General features: G+C 44.1%; 16 protein-coding genes. 2 read left to right on the top strand and 14 right to left on the bottom strand.

Translation table 11 applies throughout. From position 1 onward, the window contains the following. Positions 1-44 precede the first annotated feature (44 nt). The 12 genes from BCT49_RS08425 to nrfB form a co-directional block, all read right to left on the bottom strand. Entirely contained in the window at positions 45-1133 is a 1089-nt protein-coding gene (locus BCT49_RS08425) for a DUF1513 domain-containing protein (protein WP_102434849.1), read from the bottom strand. Further along, positions 1123-2184 carry an imelysin family protein gene (locus BCT49_RS08420; RefSeq protein WP_102434848.1) on the bottom strand — a complete coding sequence of 354 codons (1062 nt, stop codon included), beginning with the start codon at positions 2182-2184 and terminating at the stop codon, positions 1123-1125. Before BCT49_RS08420 ends, BCT49_RS08425 begins: the two co-directional genes overlap by 11 nt. Before the next feature lie 142 nt (positions 2185-2326). Beyond that, positions 2327-3715, bottom strand: a complete 1389-nt coding sequence (locus BCT49_RS08415) for a di-heme oxidoredictase family protein (RefSeq protein ID WP_102434847.1) — start codon at positions 3713-3715, stop codon at positions 2327-2329. A 112-nt stretch (positions 3716-3827) separates the two neighbouring features. Next, positions 3828-5087, bottom strand: coding sequence for an imelysin family protein (locus BCT49_RS08410; protein WP_102434846.1), 1260 nt, complete (start codon positions 5085-5087; stop codon positions 3828-3830). Between the two features lie 177 nt (positions 5088-5264). Continuing rightward, positions 5265-5900 (bottom strand): GTP cyclohydrolase II, encoded by a 636-nt coding sequence (locus BCT49_RS08405; RefSeq protein WP_017110963.1) that lies wholly within the window; start codon positions 5898-5900, stop codon positions 5265-5267. Positions 5901-6109: 209 nt separating this feature from the next. Continuing rightward, positions 6110-6286, bottom strand: a complete 177-nt coding sequence (locus BCT49_RS25805) for a hypothetical protein (RefSeq protein ID WP_017106656.1) — start codon at positions 6284-6286, stop codon at positions 6110-6112. A gap of 89 nt (positions 6287-6375) precedes the next feature. Continuing rightward, the gene (gene nrfF, locus BCT49_RS08400) at positions 6376-6816 is read right to left on the bottom strand and encodes a heme lyase NrfEFG subunit NrfF (protein ID WP_102434845.1); all 441 of its coding nucleotides are present in this window, start codon (positions 6814-6816) and stop codon (positions 6376-6378) included. Further along, the gene (locus BCT49_RS08395) at positions 6813-7370 is read right to left on the bottom strand and encodes a DsbE family thiol:disulfide interchange protein (protein WP_102434844.1); all 558 of its coding nucleotides are present in this window, start codon (positions 7368-7370) and stop codon (positions 6813-6815) included. The genes nrfF and BCT49_RS08395 overlap by 4 nt, the downstream gene beginning before the upstream one ends. Next, positions 7351-9273, bottom strand: coding sequence for a heme lyase CcmF/NrfE family subunit (locus BCT49_RS08390; protein WP_102434843.1), 1923 nt, complete (start codon positions 9271-9273; stop codon positions 7351-7353). Before BCT49_RS08390 ends, BCT49_RS08395 begins: the two co-directional genes overlap by 20 nt. A 174-nt stretch (positions 9274-9447) precedes the next feature. Then, positions 9448-10422, bottom strand: coding sequence for a cytochrome c nitrite reductase subunit NrfD (nrfD, locus tag BCT49_RS08385; protein ID WP_102434842.1), 975 nt, complete (start codon positions 10420-10422; stop codon positions 9448-9450). 2 nt (positions 10423-10424) lie between these two features. Then, the gene (gene nrfC, locus BCT49_RS08380; protein WP_102434841.1) at positions 10425-11111 is read right to left on the bottom strand and encodes a cytochrome c nitrite reductase Fe-S protein; all 687 of its coding nucleotides are present in this window, start codon (positions 11109-11111) and stop codon (positions 10425-10427) included. A 3-nt stretch (positions 11112-11114) separates the two neighbouring features. Then, positions 11115-11699, bottom strand: a complete 585-nt coding sequence (nrfB, locus tag BCT49_RS08375; protein ID WP_086713605.1) for a cytochrome c nitrite reductase pentaheme subunit — start codon at positions 11697-11699, stop codon at positions 11115-11117. A 482-nt stretch (positions 11700-12181) separates the two neighbouring features. On the opposite strand from nrfB, the gene nrfA reads away from it, so the two are divergent. Beyond that, positions 12182-13612, top strand: a complete 1431-nt coding sequence (nrfA, locus tag BCT49_RS08370) for an ammonia-forming nitrite reductase cytochrome c552 subunit (RefSeq protein WP_198595835.1) — start codon at positions 12182-12184, stop codon at positions 13610-13612. Positions 13613-13759: 147 nt separating this feature from the next. Further along, positions 13760-14104: a rhodanese-like domain-containing protein gene (locus tag BCT49_RS08365; protein ID WP_102434840.1), complete on the top strand. Its 345-nt coding sequence runs from the start codon at positions 13760-13762 to the stop codon at positions 14102-14104. 51 nt (positions 14105-14155) lie between these two features. On the opposite strand, the gene BCT49_RS08360 is transcribed toward BCT49_RS08365, so the two are convergent. Beyond that, complete coding sequence (locus BCT49_RS08360; RefSeq protein ID WP_102434839.1) at positions 14156-14785, bottom strand: TPR domain-containing protein; 630 nt, start codon at positions 14783-14785, stop codon at positions 14156-14158. A gap of 307 nt (positions 14786-15092) precedes the next feature. Continuing rightward, positions 15093-17765 (bottom strand): DNA topoisomerase (ATP-hydrolyzing) subunit A, encoded by a 2673-nt coding sequence (gene gyrA / locus BCT49_RS08355; protein ID WP_017106649.1) that lies wholly within the window; start codon positions 17763-17765, stop codon positions 15093-15095. Positions 17766-17918: the final 153 nt, after the last annotated feature.

Raw genomic sequence — 17918 nt, 5'->3', positions numbered from 1 at the left:
AAGAAATAGGAGTAAGCATGTTATTTTTTAAGGAGTTTTATGAACTAGATTGCACTCCAGTGATTGTCCCACTGGATGGATGATTGCTGACTGGATTTCTCATAAGGCTTGCGTTGGCTCACCACACTGCCCGCTCCAGAGCTAAGTCGAAACTCACCATCAAGCAGCACAGCACCAGAAGCATCCGACAGCGCAGAGAGTTCCACTAATTCTTTGGTCTCTTTAGACCAAATACCGTAGCAGTTGCCTCTTGGCGAAGTCGCAATAATCCAATCGTCTGACGCCGCAATACTCGCAATATAGTGATTGAACCTTGCCCATTGCTCTGGTTCCGCGTTCAGTGATTCAAACTGCCCGCCTTTAGTATGCATCGCCAATAGCGAAGGATACTCATCTGGTTCACCACGATATTGCTGACCACAAAGTACCGTTTCAGCACCATCATGGGCTAAGTGTCGAATGCTCAGCTTCTTGTCTAGCAATTCAACCTGATCAAGCAGCGCACCTTCAGGTGAAACATAACTTAAGCTCGGTTGCATTGAATCCAAGTTTTTCGGGGTTCTGCCATCAGTATGAACGCCACCAACGCCAATCGCGAGATTTCCATCCGGCATGATGATCACTTCATGAGGGCCAATACCAAAGCCTGTGAACTCCTCGACCTTACGATAGCCTTGTGCGACATCGTAAACGCCAATCACACCTTGGCTGCTGTCCGTTTTCCCTTCAGTGGCATACAGTAATTTGCCATCTAATGAGTAAACGCCATGACCATAAAAGTGACGATTATTTCCTTTCACAACTAACTTGATTTGCTCACCGCTTTTATAGTCAAACACCATAAAATAGTCACCAGGACGACGAGCAAATACCACCGCATGCGATGAGGTTGGGCAAATCGCGACGCCATGGCCACGATCGGGGATCGGTAGCTGATTCAATGGCATGCCATATTCGTCGGCCACAACTGCTGAATATTGACCACGACCATTAAGCGCACAACCAATCAGCTGGGGATCGTTCGACGCACTCACCCCATCCTTTCGACTCGCACACCCAAATGGAAGTACTGGAACAGCTGCACAACCCAGTGCAGCCTTGAGTAGCGTTCTTCGCGTAGTATCAGTCACCATCGGTAGCATTAAATCCTATTACCACGCCAAGCTCTATCGCCACTTCTTCATGAATCAGGTACTTCAAACGTTCTAGTTTGTTGTATTGAGTCAGCACATCTCGGTAGCCCTCTTTGCTCTGTAATAACTCAAACAAGCTTGAGTCTGTAGGCCAAGTATCTAGCGTCAATGTGAACTGCTCAGCAACGCGATCAGCAAGGTCGTTTAAGCCTTTCTCTCTCAATAAGCCATCTAGGCCATTGCCATCAGCCAGATAAAGCTTTTGAAGTGCTGCTACATTCGCTTTTAGTTGAGTCATCGAGGTTTGTGCACGCCATGATTCTGAGAAGTAAGGACGTGGATGACCGATTTTCGCCATCGGACGACTCAGCTTTTTCATGCTGTAATCAAGTTGGTTGGTCAATAAAGCGATGTATTCAGACTCCCAACGCGTCTCGTCCAGCGCTAACCAAGGGTTAACCTGCCATGCCTGTGCAATCGAAGATGACTTAATCGCTAAGTTTTCAGTAATCGCTTGCGACGACTGGCAACCTAGCGCTTTGTCTTGAAGCAGTGGCGATTGCTCGTCATAAAGCGACCACTCCAATGCGCCAAGTCCTTGCACTGTCACACTCTGCTGAGCAATTTCGTCTTGAGACCAAACTTTATCTTTCTGAGTCAGCTGGCGCATTTTTAGGCCGGTGGTGTTCTTTTTATCTGGCCAGAATTGAACATTCCAGCTCTCTTCAAGCGCTGCTGTTGGGCCTCTTTCTTGGCCTTGTAGCGCCATCCAGCTGTTCATGGTGAGCTGCCACTGATTTTTCAATGCATCTAACTCAACTTCGTTGGTTTGGCAGTAACCCTGCATCAAGACTTCTAGCTCATTCGCTTGCTTGGCGAATAGAACGGCTGAATCAAACTCTTGTTGATAGACACTACGACTGATGTGATCGGTCGTGTCTGCTTGATAAGACACACCGTTAACCTCAGATGAAGCGGCTTGCTCACCCGATGATTGGCAGCCTGCCATGATTAATACCGACAAAGGCATTAACAAAAATTTATGAGTCATGCTGTTACCTTACTTCCTATTTTTTCTTTTAATTATATGAGTTCAATAAATATGAAACGACCGCTGACCTCGTATTCCTACAAGTTCAGCGGTTGTGTTCTTTAGGTTAACTCGGTCGTTGAACGACTGAATCTCAGACCGACTATAGCGAATTCAAAAACGCCAGTAGTGCTTCACGCTCTGTGGCGTTTAAAGACAGAACGTTTTGTTTCGTCATTTCTGCTTCACCGCCATGCCAAAGCACCGCTTCCATAACGTTTCTTGCGCGACCGTCATGAAGCAGGAACGTATGACCATTCACTTCTTTGGTATAGCCTAATCCCCATAAAGGAGTCGTGCGCCATTCTTGGCCATTGGCAAGATACTCAGGACGGTTATCTGCTAAACCTTCACCCATATCGTGTAGCAACATGTCGGTATATGGGCTAATTAACTGATTAGACAATGCAGGCAAGCCTTCACGCTCAGCCGTGCGGAATTCAGCTTGGTGACAACTTTGACAACCCGCGTCTTTAAACAGCTTTTTACCCTGAACAACGACTGGATTGTCGACGTTACGACGAATAGGTACCGCTAAATGCTGCGAATAGAACTCAACGAAATCTAAGATGTTGTCGCTGACTTCTGGCTCGCCACCATTCGGAAAATCATCACAGGTTGATTGCGCTGATGTGCAGTTTTCATTCGGGAATAAACGACTCGTTAGACCTAAGTCACCGTTAAACGCCGCGGCATTTTGCTGCATTAAATTTGGCTGACCGGCTTTCCAACCGAAACGGCCTAACGTCATTTCATTGGTTTGAACATCAAGAACGTAGTTGGCTTTGCCTGATATGCCTTGCTTGTCAGCTAATTGCTGCTCAGCAAATCCAAGAATCGTTTCTTTTGAAATGCTCTCAAGCAAGCCAAGGCCGATCATTGGCGGCGCAACACGCGCTGAAAATTCAGTTTTAGGGTGCATCTCACCGAACGCAAGTTCAGTAATCTTTAGGGTTGGTTTACGCAGAGTCACGACGGTGCCGTCTTTGAATTCAACCGGAACATCGGTGTAGCTGATGTTCACTTTACCCTCTGGTTTCACACCTTGAAGCGCGAAATCTTGTAGCTGTCCACCGTAAGTCGGTTCTGGAATGCCACCATCGCGAATAAAGGCTTGTCTCTGCTCTGGTGTTTCGGCAGGAATACTCAAGCGAACCAACATTGAAACCGCGTTCTCATCACCTTTTTCTGGCGCGTGGCCACGACCATCTTTGATGTGACAGTTTTGACAACCGTTGGTGTTGAACAATGGACCCAATCCATCACGAGCATCGGTTGATGATGGTGCAGGAACCCAAGGGTTTCTAAAGAAGCTGTTACCTACGCTGAAATCCAAGCGTTTACTCATTGGCAGGTTGGCAGCAGGAAGAGAAAAAGCATTAGCGCCCTCTTTCTTCACCGTTGTTTTACCACCTGAGTAGGTTTCATGGGCGTGTAATGGAGATAAGAAAAACAGTGCGGTTAATAGTGAGGCTGAGAGATACGACTTCATACATTGCCTTGCTGTGTTTTTGATTTTAGTTTTTATTTGGGAGTAACTTTCTTGAGTAGCAAACAATTAAGGGCTCAATGAGAGCCCTTACAATAGTTTTGGACTCGGGTTCTTAGAACTCGTGATCCGCTGTGTCTGGGTTTAGGCTATCGATGCCAATAACACCAGCAGCACGCTCGATTGCAGCGGTTTGAGACACTAGCGCAACAATTGTTTTGTTTACTAGTGCGTTACCCGCAGCGTTGTCAGCAGCAATTAGCTGATCGAAATGCTGGTTGTTTTTCTCTGCAGAAACAACAAGCTGACCAACTTGTGCACGTGCTAGGTCAAACTGCTTTTGAATCTCTTTGGCAGCTTGCTCGTCTTTTTGCTCAACTAGGTCAAACAGGCTAGGACCTGAAAGTAGAGAACCATCTTCACGCTTGTACAAGCCAGTGTATACGTTGTAGATACCTTGCTCGTTGTAGTAGTGAGAGTTGTGCGTGTTATCAGAGAAACAGTCGTGCTCATCTTCAGTAGAGTTAGCTTCTAAAGCTACTTTCATACGCTCACCAGCCAATTCACCTAGAGACAGTGAACCCATGCCGAACAACATTTTACGTAGGCCGTTGTCGCTAGATTCAGAAAGAAGCTCTTGACGGTAGTTGCCTTTCTCGCCCTCAGCCCACTGCTTTTCCATCCACTCTAGATCTTGGATAAGTAGTTCAGCTGATGCTTTTAGGTATGCGCCACGACGGTCACAGTTGCCGTTAGTACACTCAGCGCCAACAACGAAATCAGTGTAAGCACGCTCACCTGCACCGCTGTTTGTGCCGTTTAAATCTTGGCCCCAAAGTAGGAATTCAATCGCATGGTAACCAGATGCTACGTTTGCTTCAGAACCGCCGATCTCGTTAAGATCTGCGATTAGCTCAGGAGTAATGTTGGTTGCGTCTACAGTAGTTTGACCAATTTGGAACGTTTTGTTCGCAACGATGTTTGCGCTTGCGCCTTCGTTACCAAGCTCATATTGGTAATCAGAAGAAACGTAATCGATAAGGCCTTCATCTAGTGGCCATGCGTTTAATTGGCCTTCCCAATCATCAACAACAACGTTACCAAAGCGGAATACTTCAGACTGTTGATAAGGTACACGAGACTCAAGCCAAGCTTGTTTTACTTGTTCGAAGTTGCCAGCAGAAGGAGAAGCTAAGAAGGTATCAATAGAAGAGTTCAACGCTTTTGCTGTAATTACTGAATCTGCAAACACTGCATGAGCAATATCTGCGTAATGTTCTACAACTTGATCTTGAGTTACTGCTGCGAAAGAAGAAGCAGAGGCAAAAATGAGTGACGAAGTTACGGCTTTGGTCACTAAAGATTTAATGGTCATGAAGCATCCTTGTTGAGCTTTAAATTATTATTCGTAGTAATAGTGCAAACCATTATCATTTGCACTACAGATTGGAATAATACAAACTTACAATTTTATTGCAAGATAAATACAAAAAAACCTCACATTTGTGAGGTCTTTAAACATTTTTGTGTTAAGCGCAACAGTGGAGGCTAATCAGATGTCCAGATTATGCTTACCGTGTGAGACTTTGGCCTTCAAGTAGCTTTCGTTACCCGATTTAATGTGGGCCGAAGTGTTAACCACTTCTGCAATCTCAATACCAAACTCTTTAAGTTCGTTGATTTTCTTAGGGTTGTTGGTCACCAAGCGGATTTTTGTAGTACCCAAAGCACGCAGCATTTCTGCAGCTTCGGTGAAATCACGTAAGTCGTCGCCAAAACCCAAGTGGTTATTCGCTTCGTAAGTGTTCATCCCTTCGCTTTGAAGGCGGTACGCATCAATCTTGTTGTATAAGCCGATACCACGACCTTCTTGGCGTAGATAAAGAATCACACCGCCAGTTTCACCCATGATTTGAATGGTTTCGTCTAGCTGCTCGCCACAATCACAGCGAGATGAATGAAAAACATCACCAGTAAGACATTCAGAGTGCATACGAACAAGAGGTATGTCTTGTGTCTTATCGGCTGATTTAAATATCACAGCAACATGCTCTTTATCTGTTTTCAATCCATGAAAAGACAGAAGTTCAGCATCAATACTGCTCGTTACCCCTACTTTGAAATCTATTCTGGCACGTACTTCCGCCATATTTATACTCACTTGAAAATTCGATGTATTTAACAACACTACATTATTTGTCTAAACAAGTTTTTGTAGCCAACTATCTAATGATAGACACTATGGGGCTGTTAACAATTTTTTTCAAGGTCGACTACGCACAAAGTGTTACATTATAACAATTAATCATCGAACAAGAAAAAACCCCACATTGGTGATACCAACATGGGGTTATAAATTAATCAGTTGCGGCTGAGGCTCTACTTTTTACAGAACGATCAACTTACTTGAGTTTGCTTCCAAATGACCAGTTGAACCCAAGCATTCTCCAGCTCGGTCAGTTCTTCTTGCGTAAGCGTAGAAATACTCGACTTAGCACTGTATTTTTCTCCCCACTTGTCGGATTGGACATGGGTATGGAATTCTTTTTTCAAATTTGAGATTAGGTTATCCACAAATACATCCTTATATAACAGTGCTCAGCCTTTATAATCCCTTAATGTTACAAAATACAGGTTAATTGGTAAACAGTAATACGTAATTTTTATGAGCTCTTTCTAACACTTTTTACTGATAAATATATAAATAAGAGAAAAAGTGCGATCGGTAAGAGCCAAAGTAATAGGGTTGAGGCTCCCATTGATGGCTTATAGAGCACAAATTCACCAAATCTTTCCGTCATGTATTGAGTAATTTCATTATTACTCTTCCCTGCTTTCACCATATTAAACACAACCAGACGCAAGTCTTTTGCTATCGGAGAGTTCGATTCAATCAAATTTTGATTCTGACATTGTGGGCAGCGCAGCGATTTTGCCAAAGTAATAGCACGTTGTTGTTGATCAGGGCTTTCAAACTCAAACAGCTCGACTTGAATGCTTGTCTCTTTATCACCTGCAGTAAAAAGGTCTTCCGCTTGAAGAGGAAAAATGGCAAGCAGCGTCGTTGAAAGCACAAAGACTATTTGTAGAAGAGACTTCATCATCCGTTTGTACCCGAAAAATAGACGGCAAGTTGCTCCTGCCAAATCGATTCATTCAACACGCCCAAGAGTTTCTTCACGATTTGTCCATCGGCATCGACTAAATACGTCTCAGGAGTCCCTATGACTCCGAGTTCTAAAGCCAACTTCCCTTGAGGGTCACTGATCACTTTTGAATATGGATTTCCGTCGCTGGACAATACATTAAGCGCCGCTCCGGGGTTATCTCGATAATTGAGACCAACAATTGGAACGCCTTTCTTCTGCAATTCGAGCAAAAACGCGTGTTCTGTTTTACAAATACCACACCATGAAGCCCATACATTAACGAGCTGGTAAGGGTGCTGTGTAATATCAGCTAACGTAAGTGCCTGTTTGCCTGTGTTACCCCTTTCACTATCCATTAGCTCAATAGACGTGAATTCAGGGAACGCTCTTTGTTGTTGTGACACAATCGTCGTTTGCTGCTTATTCTCGATCACAAACACAAAAGCAACGACCAAAATCAGGGCCATTGTGAACAGAAGAATCAGTTTTTTACGAACGCTGGTATGCATACTGGGCAGCCTTAACGGTTTTCTTTTTACGATGTGTCAATGAAAGTACGGCACCCAAAATTGAGAAAAGTGCACCAAACCAAATCCAACGCACGTAAGCCTTATACTGCACTCTAAATGCATAAGACGTGGCGTCTACTTTCTCGCCCATCGTGATATAAACATCACCATGCCAGAACCACTTCATCGCGGGTTCGCTCATGTTCATCACTCTAACTTGATAATGCCTTCTTTCTGGCGCAATCAAAAAGGTGTGCTCTTCATCTTTTAAATCGAGTATTGCTTTTTCAGCGGTAAAATTTGAAGCGACATAAAGCTCGGTGTCTCGATGAGAAATAACCCAATCGACAAACTCAACCTGTTCGCCTGGGCTCAATTTATAACTGCGTTCGAATGAGTGGTAACTGTTCATCGCAGCGCCTACGGCTAAAACGGCAATCCCAACATGAGCAAACGTCATCACCCAAACTTTGCGTTGGAACTTGGAGCTTCGCGTCACCACTAAGCCATAAACATGCGTCAATACCACCCAGAAGGCGAGCGCCCAAGTCAGCAGCGCCATTACTTGTAGTTGTGCCTGTTCAATTTGCCAAGAATAACAAAGGTAACCGAGCACCAATGACACCAAAGCTAACGAGACAATCACACCTTTGCTTGCTTGCGGTTTAATACTCAGCAAAGGAGCTAGACCAACCACGCCAAGTGCGAGCAAAGCCAAAGGCGCTATCAATAGATTAAAGTACGGCGCACCTACCGATATGTTGCCCAATCCAAGCAGTTCAAAGACCATTGGATAAAACGTACCAAACACTACAACAGCGGTCGCCAGTACAAAAATGAGTACCGCAACTAAGCTCAAAAAGCTCTTACTCGCGAAGCTGGTAATCGGGTTCGACTCGAAAGACTCGCCTCTCACAATAAGCAACGAGAAGGAGCTCAACAGCACAGCCACGAGTATTAATAACAGCGCGATGCCTTTAGTTGGATCAACCGCAAACGCATGCACAGACGTTAATACGCCAGAACGAACAATAAAGGTGCCTAAGATACTCAAACAAAACGTAATGAACGCAAGGCTTAGAGACCACTTCAACAGCTGCTGCTTTCCTTTGGCAACACCTAGGCTGTGCAGTAATGCGGTCGATGTCAGCCAAGGTAACAAGCTCGCATTTTCAACCGGATCCCAAAACCACCAGCCTCCCCAACCTAATTCGTAATACGCCCACCAAGAGCCCAAGGCGATCCCTAAAGTTAGAAAGATCCACGCAGTCAAACACCAGCTTCGACAATGCACAACCCAGTCAAACTCGATTGGATCGACCAGCAAGGCGGCAACAGCAAAGGCCAACACCACAGAAAAACCGACATAACCAAGATAAAGCAGAGGCGGATGAAAAATCAGACCAACATCTTGTAGCATTGGATTGAGGTCGCGTCCTTCAAGGGGCAAGGTCGAGTTCATTTCAAATGGGTTTGATGCAAGCAAAGTAAACCAAGCGAAGATTGCCAACAGTACGTTCATCACCCACAAAACACGACTTTGATACTCACTTGAGTAGTGCTTCTGCAAGGCAATAACACCTGACCAACAACTGATAGTCAGTACCCAAAATAACAGCGAACCTTCATGACCCGCCCAAACGGCCGCCATTTTAAAAAAGGATGGTAATTGTGTATTGGAACGTTCAGCGACATAGAGGATAGAAAAGTCATCGCTGATAAAGGCATAGCCTAGAAGAACAATCGCGCCACTCGAAAACAAGGCACTGGAAAGGGAAAAGCTACGAATTAAACCAATATTCAATCTTTGTTTAGTTAGCATTTGATAAAGAGATGACACAGCAATAATGCTACTGAGGACAGCAACCAAAATTAAGCTAAACAATCCCACAGAACCGACCATATCACCTCAATAAGGCTCCGCTAGAGCAGAGCCAATTAGAACACGCAAACTCATGTTTATTTAAAGCATTTTCATTAAAAGCATGTTTATCAAAAACAGACTTATTAAGAGTATGTTCATTAATAAGCAGATATTTAGTATCCAACATCTGCTCACTAATAAACTTGCGCGAAATTAAGCTAACGTTAACTGCCCTGCATAAAGGACAAAAGTTCGCAGCATTAACACGCCCATTAGGCTTAACGAAGTTACAGAGAAAATATACACCGAACTATGACGGATAGACGTTGGGGTGACCGCATTCAGCAGCAATGGTAAAACCATGCCAACGCCGATCACGCCATACCAGAACCAGCTTGCCCAGAAACCACTGCCAATCGCGTTCCATACTGCTTGTTCACTTTGACCACCGGTGAAGATAAGACCAGTAAAGAAAGTAATAAGAACAAATAATTCAAACATCACAACAGGGCGTTCGAATCCGTGGATCCATGAAATACTCGGGCTATGAGGTGATTCTTTAAAGACCAACACACCAAATAAAATACATGCCGCCGCTCCCGAAGATAAACTCGAGAATAAGAACAAAATTGGCAGCACTGGGTTATTCAACAGTGGGAAGGTATTTAAAGCGGAAAGCAGGAATCCGGTATAAGCAGCAAGCATCAGAGCAAGAACAGCTAAGAATATTTCCAAAGCATTCTCGAACACTTCTAATTTGCCAATCCAGTTACCGACAAAATCGAGTCGTCCTTTTAACCATACTTGGTCATTCAAGAACACAACGATTTGATCTCTAAATATAATGCCGATCCAAAGAAACAAGATCACCATATACACTTGGAATAAGATCACACCCATCGACATCACAGACGTTGGATTGTAGAAGATCATGATCTTCCAAAATGATAACGGTTTTGTTAGGTGGAAAACCAAGATCAACAGACCTGAAATGATCCCAAAGGGCGCAAGAAAAGCTGTGGCCTTTAACACACCATTATGGGCAGGATCGCCTTCAATGACCTTACGCTTAAGGTAAATGGAGATCATGACGGCACCCGCCGACATCCCCGCAAGAAATAGATAGATGGCTATAATCCAGTCCCATACCACGGTACCAGACTGAAAAGCTGTGTCCCATGCACTCATAATCAAATCTCCCCTTTTTGGTGTGGCACTTTATAGAGTTTTGGCTGAGTACCTAGGTAAGCTTTATCTCTGTAAACCACTTCCGATTGAAGCACCTGGTTTATCTCACTCTCAGGATCATTGAGATCGCCAAATACCAACGCATTGGTCGGGCAAGATTCGACACAAGCAGGCAACTTCCCTTGTGCAAGGTTGGTATCACGACAGAAGTTACATTTATCTGCGGATTTATTCTCGGGATGGAAAAAGCGCACTTGATATGGACAAGCTAATAAGCAATAACCACAACCCACACACTTCTCTTGATGAACGTCGACAATGCCGGTTTTTTCATCTTTGTAGGCCGCCCCTGTTGGGCAAACCATCACACAAGGGGCATTATCACAATGTTGGCAAGAGTTACGGGTAAAACGGTAATCAACATTTGGATATTCACCTTGGGGTTCGCTCTTAACAATTTCTAAGCGCGATACACCTTCAGGTACTTTGTTTACTTCACGACATGCTTCGGTACAAGCAGTACAACCAATACACGCGGTTTCGTCATGAATCATTCCATAACGTTTAGTACCATCTTCTTGAACATTGGCTAGCGTCTTACGACTTGTCACCGCCGCAGTTCCCGCAACACCCGTGGTGAAGATAACGGCACCAGCACCTGCTAAAAAGTTTCTTCTTGAGCAGCTCATAGATTACTCCCCTTCTTTCTTCTGGTTGAAGTCTGAATGGCAATCCACACACAGCTTGATAGTTTGCTTTTTATCTAAACCCAACACTTTCGCTTCAGTGGCATGAACGTCATGACAGTTTGAACAGGTTAAGTTTTGCGCGTGAACATCGTGAGTCCAGCTAGCTTCACGAAGATCATCCGGTTTATGACAATCTATACATTGGCTATTGGCATCTAGAATTAAGCTTGGATCTAGGAAAACCTTTTCAGTTCCCGGTTGTGATTGAGCCGAACGATACTTCACCACTTCAGGTGCACCTTCACGGTGATCGGGGCCAATAGAGGTATGACAATCAGTACAATTCACTTCACGGCCAAGTAAAGCGTGTGCGCTTTCGCCATGAGAGCCCAATACGGTTTCTTTGGAATCTTTATGGCACTGAACACACTTGTAATCTTTGTCGCGGATTAATTCGACTTCATGTCTTGTTGATTCTCCTACTGGCGTAACAGCAGGCTCAGCAACAGCATGAATGGAATAACCATAGAGGCAGAATGCTAGAAGGGATTTAAGCATTATGACTATGGCCAATTTAATATTGCCCATTTTATCCTTTCCTTATACCGGCATTATTTAACTCTCAACTAAATAATATTCCGGTTAAACAAAAGTACCCTTAAACGATATTATTATCGTTTAAATGATATCAATTCTTATTTTGGATAAGCCACAACGCTTTCTATAGTTAGAATATACCTCTAATTAGGTAATACGAAATATGAGTAGGTTAATGTGTGAACACAATCACCCTATTTATATCATGGTCAATTTAGGTAATTGATTGTTATATATGATAATAATTATCAATTAAATTCCAATAACCACGCCAACACATACCCCTTTAGGGTTATATAAACTTCAACGTGATTGAAGTCACTGCCGTTAATTGATCTAAAACAAGCAAACTACCGACACGTAACAAAATGTGTTTGTTTATGAATTAATATAAACAGGAATTCTCCAGTTCTTAATTTGAATAGCAAACTCACAACGCTTGGTATAAAAATCAGTATATTGGAGATATCACTGTGAAAAAGCATTGGATACGTAATTCGGTCACAGCACTATTAATGGTTAGCGCATCACTAGCAAGCGCGACCAGTTTTGCTGCGTCTGAACAAAAAGAAATTGGCGATCCTCGTAACGACCAGTTCGAGCAAAACCACCCCGATCAATACCACTCATGGAGACAGACGTCAGAAAGCGAAGTCATTGAAGATGCTCTAAAAGAAGATCCGAATATGGTCATCATGTGGGCAGGCTACGGGTTCGCAAAAGATTACAATAAAGCGCGTGGACACTTTTATGCCATTGACGACGTAACACAAACGCTACGTACTGGCGGGCCAACTGACGAAAGCTCAGGCCCAATGCCGATGGCTTGTTGGAGCTGTAAGAGCCCTGATGTCGCTCGTGTGATTGAAGAGCGTGGCGAAGATGGTTATTTCGAAGGTAAATGGGCGCGTCTTGGCAACGAGATCGTTAACCCTATTGGCTGTTCAGACTGTCACGATACCCAAAGTGAAGGCTTTAAGAATGGCGAACCCGCGCTGAAAGTTACTCGTCCTTATGTGGAACGTGCATTTGAAGCGATTGGTAAAAAGTTCGATGAACAAAGCCGATTAGACCAACAAGCGTCTGTTTGCGCGCAGTGTCATGTGGAGTACTACTTCACAGGCCCTAATAAGAGCGTGAAATTCCCTTGGGACCAAGGTACAACCGTTGGCGATATGGAACGCTACTATGATGCGATCAACTTTAAAGATTGGACGCATAAAGTATCTAAAGCACCGATGCTAAAAGCGCAACACCCAGGCTTTGAAACATGGCGCGAAGGTATTCACGGTAAGAACAACGTCGTTTGTGCTGACTGTCATATGCCTAAAGTCACCAAAGAAGACGGCACCGTTTACACCGACCATAAAGTGGGTAACCCATTCGACCGCTTCGAAGACACGTGTGCAAACTGTCATACTCAATCTAAAGAAACCATGCGTAACATCGTTTCAAGCCGTAAAGCGCAAGTACTGAACATGAAGTTGACAGCAGAGAAACAAATCGTTGCTGCTCACTTTGAAGCGGGCGCAGCATGGGAAGCCGGTGCGACAGAGCAAGAGATGGAGCCAATCCTACTGGATATCCGTCATGCTCAATGGCGCTGGGACTACGCTATTGCGTCTCACGGTATTCATATGCATGCACCAGAAATCGCTCTAGAAGTGCTAGGTACTGCCGTTGATCGCGCAGCCGATGCTCGTACTAAGATCATTCGTCTACTTGCGAAGAAAGGCATTACGGACCCAATTGAAATTCCTGACATTTCGACCAAAGAGGCGGCTCAAAAAGCGCTAGGAATGGACATGGATAAGATGAACGCTGAGAAACAACACTTCTTAGACACGGTTGTTCCCAAGTGGGAAGAGCAAGCCGAAAAACGTGAAGCTAACTACGAATACTAATCTCGTCAGTTAGACCATTACGTAAAAACCAGTCACACTATTGTTGTGTGGCTGGTTTTTCTATTTTGAATCTTAAGCGCTAGATTCTCGCGTATTCAAACCGATGCCGACCTTTAAATACCTAGTTTCTAATTCAAGGAATTAAGAATGAGAACCCTACTTTCGCTTTCTGCATTGTGCATTACGTTGTTAAGTTCTGGAGTGTACGCTTCTGAACGTGCTGAGATAGGCTGGGAATTAATTGAGAAAGGCGCATTAGTGGTTGATGTCAGAACGCCTGAGGAGTTCGAACAAGGGCATCTAGACAACGCCATCAACTACCCTCTTTCTGAAGTGGCTACTCACTTTGCTAAGATAGATAAAGACCAACCCATCGTGTTGTACTGCCGCAGTGGCAATCGTTCAGAGCAAGCTTATCAATTCTTGCGTGCTCAAGGGTTTACTCAAATCCACAATGCTGGTGGCTTAATCGAAATGCAGGAAAACCAATAGTCTTAGAGATGAGAGCTTAAGTAAGGCCGCCTCTTTAGCAATTAGCCAAGCTTAACGGATCATCTGTTTGGCTTGGTTGATCGAATGGATAATAGAGACACGATCAATGCCCTTCTGATTGGAATCTAAGATTTGAGTCCACGCGTCGATCGCTTGTTGATAGCGCATGCTGATGAAGTGATCGGTCGCAATCAACATCAATGCCGTACGATCATTGGGATCAAGCTGCATGGAGTGCTCCAACAACGCATTAACATCATCACTCATCGCTTGAGAGCTAAGATAATAAAGTGCGGTTGCTTTGGCAGCATAGAGGCCAGAAGGCGCTTGAGGATCTAAGCGAATCGCATAATCGTAGCAAGTGAATGCCGCATCAAACTCCCCTTTCTGCATGTATACACCACCAAGCTTAAACCACAAGTCGGATTGATTCGGGTCTTGCTTGAGACTTTGTTGAAGCTCATCTTCGAAATCTGTTGCCGTGTAGTTATTGCTATCATCCAAAGGAAGTTGAGGTAACTCTTGTTTCAGTTGAGACCAGACCAGCACGCTCAAAGCCACTGCAGTAAGAGAAATCACCACATTGCCTTTTAGATGGCTGCCATTGTTGCTCGCGGCAATAACGACCGTGATCAAAAACAGACTCATTAGTACCAACGCAACCAACAACCAGATATCCATTCCACATCCCTTTTATTTAGATCTACCTCTACTCTATCGTTTTCGTACTGCCTCGTTATTGATCAAAGTTTAGCGTTCGAGATTTAGTGCTCAAACTTTCGCATAAAAGCGACTGATTAAGGTTAGCACTCAGACCTAAGCCATAAGCCATAAGCCATAAGCCATAAGCGAAATGAGAAATGAGAAATGAGAAATGAGAAATGAGAAATGAGAAATGAGAAAAATAGTGAAATGACAGGCAATAAAAAACCGAGCACTTAGGCCCGGTTTTTTCATTGGTAAACTTAATTACTTAACGTAATAGAGATTACTCAGTGTCTTGCTCGCTATCACTTTCAGAGTCAGAAGCATCTGATGCTTGCTCTTCACTTGATTCAGAAACAACAGCTGTTTCAGCGTTTACTGCGTCAGCATTTGCTTCTTCAGTTTCTTCGCCTTCAACAATCTCAGCTTCTTCTACTTCGTCGATACGTTGTAGACCTACAACATTCTCGTCTTCAGCAGTACGAATCAGTGTCACACCTTGAGTGTTACGACCAACTTGGCTTACTTCCGCTACGCGAGTACGTACTAGTGTACCTGCGTCGGTGATCATCATCATTTCATCGCCTTCTTCAACCTGAACAGCACCAACTACTGGGCCATTACGATCAGAGACTTTGATAGATACTACACCTTGCGTTGCACGGCCTTTCGTTGGGTATTCAGCCAGCTCAGTACGCTTACCGTAACCGTTTTGAGTCACAGTTAGGATATCGCCTTCGTTTGAAGGAACAATCAGTGAAACCACTTGATCGTCTTCTGGAAGCTTCATACCACGAACACCAGAGGCAGTACGACCCATTGGACGTACTTTGTCCTCGTTAAAGCGAACAACTTTGCCCGATTTAGAGAACAGCATGATGTCGCTATTACCATCAGTAATATCAACGCCAATCAGTGAATCATCGTCACGTAGGTTAACTGCGATTAGGCCGTTAGCACGTACGTTTGCGAATTGATCCAGTGATGTCTTCTTAACTGTACCGTCGCCTGTTGCCATGAAGATGAATTTCTCGTTAGAGAACTCAGAAACAGGCAGGATAGCCGTAATACGCTCACCTTCTTCTAGAGGAAGAATGTTAACGATAGGCTTACCACGAGCGGTGCGGCTTGCTTGTGGAAGTTGGTAAACTTTCAAGCGGTACGTCTTACCACGAGTAGAGAAACATAAGATGTTATCGTGAGTATTAGCAACAAGCAGACGCTCAATGTAATCCTCATCTTTCATCTTAGTTGCACTCTTACCTTTACCACCACGACGCTGAGCTTCGTAGTCGCTTAGGATTTGGTACTTAACGTAACCTGCGTTAGAAAGCGTTACTACAACGTCTTCTTGAGCAATTAGCTCTTCCATGTCGATGTCATGAACCGCTGCTGTGATTTCTGTACGACGCTCGTCGCCATAGATATCACGTACCGCTTCAAGTTCTTCACGGATCACTTCCATCAAACGCTCAGTGCTTGCAAGAATATGCATTAGCTCAGCGATCTCTTCTAGAAGTGCTTTGTACTCGTCTAGAATCTTCTCGTGCTCAAGGCCAGTTAGGCGGTGAAGACGAAGTTCTAGAATAGCTTGCGCTTGAGTTTCCGTTAGGAAGTATTGACCATCACGGATACCGTATTGGTCTTCAAGCCAATCTGGACGAGCTGCATCAGTACCAGCACGTTCAAGCATTGATGCAACGTTACCAAGATCCCAACCACGAGATACTAGACCAACTTTAGCTTCTGCTGGTGTTGGTGCGTTCTTGATCAGTTCAATGATTTCATCAATGTTTGCAAGCGCTAAAGATAGAGCTTCCAAGATATGTGCACGGTCGCGCGCTTTCTTCAGTTCGAAGATAGTACGACGTGTCACAACTTCACGACGGTGATCAACAAAACACTTCAACATATCTTTAATGTTGAAAAGTTGTGGTTGGCCGTTGTTCAGAGCAACCATGTTGATGCCGAAAGTTGTTTGCAGTTGAGTTTGTGAGTAAAGGTTGTTTAGTACAACTTCACCGACAGCATCACGCTTACATTCAATAACAATACGCATACCATCTTTATCAGATTCGTCACGCAATGCACTGATGCCTTCAACTTTCTTGTCTTTTACAAGTTCTGCAATCTTCTCGATCAGACGAGCTTTGTTCACTTGATATGGAATTTCAGTAACGATAATTGTTTCTTTACCGTTCTTTTCCATTTCAATGTTCGCGCGCGAGCGCATGTAAACTTTGCCACGACCAGTCTTATATGCATCAACAATGCCCTTACGGCCACTGATTAATGCTGCTGTCGGGAAGTCTGGACCAGGGATGTAGTCCATTAGCTCATCAATAGTGATGTCTTCATTATTGATAAATGCTAAACAGCCATCAACAACTTCGCCGAGGTTATGCGGCGGGATGTTGGTAGCCATACCTACTGCGATACCAGAAGCACCGTTAACCAATAGGTTTGGTATTTTTGTTGGTAAAACTGCTGGTATTTGCTCGGTTCCATCATAGTTAGGAACGAAGTCAACCGTATCTTTATCAAGATCCGTTAATAGCTCACCAGCTATTTTTGACATACGAACTTCGGTATAACGCATTGCCGCAGCTGAATCGCCGTCAACCGAACCAAAGTTACCTTGGCCATCGACTAACATATAGCGTAGTGAAAACGGCTGAGCCATACGAACAATTGACTCGTATACCGCACTATCACCGTGTGGGTGATATTTACCGATTACATCGCCTACTACACGAGCAGACTTTTTATATGCTTTGTTCCAATCATTACCTAGTACATTCATCGCGAACAAAACGCGGCGGTGTACTGGTTTTAGGCCATCACGCACATCTGGAAGGGCACGACCAACGATGACGGACATCGCGTAGTCTAGGTATGAACCTCTAAGCTCATCTTCAATATTTACGGGCGTGATCTCTTTCGCTAGATCGCTCATAGAGCCATTTTCCCTCTATAGTCAGATCGTATTTTTGAATACGTATAAGACCGAAAAATATAACACAAATTTACCTACGGAGGCATCACTTTCCCTCTCCTTTTACCATCTTGTGACCCTTGTAGCCAATCTATTGATGAGAAATTGCACCTC

The organism is Vibrio lentus (assembly GCF_002875945.1).
Classification (GTDB): domain Bacteria; phylum Pseudomonadota; class Gammaproteobacteria; order Enterobacterales; family Vibrionaceae; genus Vibrio; species Vibrio apostichopi.
Note: the sequence above shows the minus strand (reverse complement) of the source record. Positions and strands in the feature narration are given on the sequence as shown.

What these genes read in the sequence shown, in the direction of transcription:
- BCT49_RS08425 (WP_102434849.1), bottom strand. Translation starts at nt 1,133, where the DNA reads ATGGTGACTGATACTACGCGAAGAACGCTACTCAAGGCTGCACTGGGT.
- BCT49_RS08420 (WP_102434848.1), bottom strand. Translation starts at nt 2,184, where the DNA reads ATGACTCATAAATTTTTGTTAATGCCTTTGTCGGTATTAATCATGGCA.
- BCT49_RS08415 (WP_102434847.1), bottom strand. Translation starts at nt 3,715, where the DNA reads ATGAAGTCGTATCTCTCAGCCTCACTATTAACCGCACTGTTTTTCTTA.
- BCT49_RS08410 (WP_102434846.1), bottom strand. Translation starts at nt 5,087, where the DNA reads ATGACCATTAAATCTTTAGTGACCAAAGCCGTAACTTCGTCACTCATT.
- nrfF (WP_102434845.1), bottom strand. Translation starts at nt 6,816, where the DNA reads ATGATGAAGTCTCTTCTACAAATAGTCTTTGTGCTTTCAACGACGCTG.
- BCT49_RS08395 (WP_102434844.1), bottom strand. Translation starts at nt 7,370, where the DNA reads ATGCATACCAGCGTTCGTAAAAAACTGATTCTTCTGTTCACAATGGCC.
- BCT49_RS08390 (WP_102434843.1), bottom strand. Translation starts at nt 9,273, where the DNA reads ATGGTCGGTTCTGTGGGATTGTTTAGCTTAATTTTGGTTGCTGTCCTC.
- nrfD (WP_102434842.1), bottom strand. Translation starts at nt 10,422, where the DNA reads ATGAGTGCATGGGACACAGCTTTTCAGTCTGGTACCGTGGTATGGGAC.
- nrfC (WP_102434841.1), bottom strand. Translation starts at nt 11,111, where the DNA reads ATGAGCTGCTCAAGAAGAAACTTTTTAGCAGGTGCTGGTGCCGTTATC.
- nrfB (WP_086713605.1), bottom strand. Translation starts at nt 11,699, where the DNA reads ATGGGCAATATTAAATTGGCCATAGTCATAATGCTTAAATCCCTTCTA.
- BCT49_RS08365 (WP_102434840.1), top strand. Translation starts at nt 13,760, where the DNA reads ATGAGAACCCTACTTTCGCTTTCTGCATTGTGCATTACGTTGTTAAGT.
- BCT49_RS08360 (WP_102434839.1), bottom strand. Translation starts at nt 14,785, where the DNA reads ATGGATATCTGGTTGTTGGTTGCGTTGGTACTAATGAGTCTGTTTTTG.
- gyrA (WP_017106649.1), bottom strand. Translation starts at nt 17,765, where the DNA reads ATGAGCGATCTAGCGAAAGAGATCACGCCCGTAAATATTGAAGATGAG.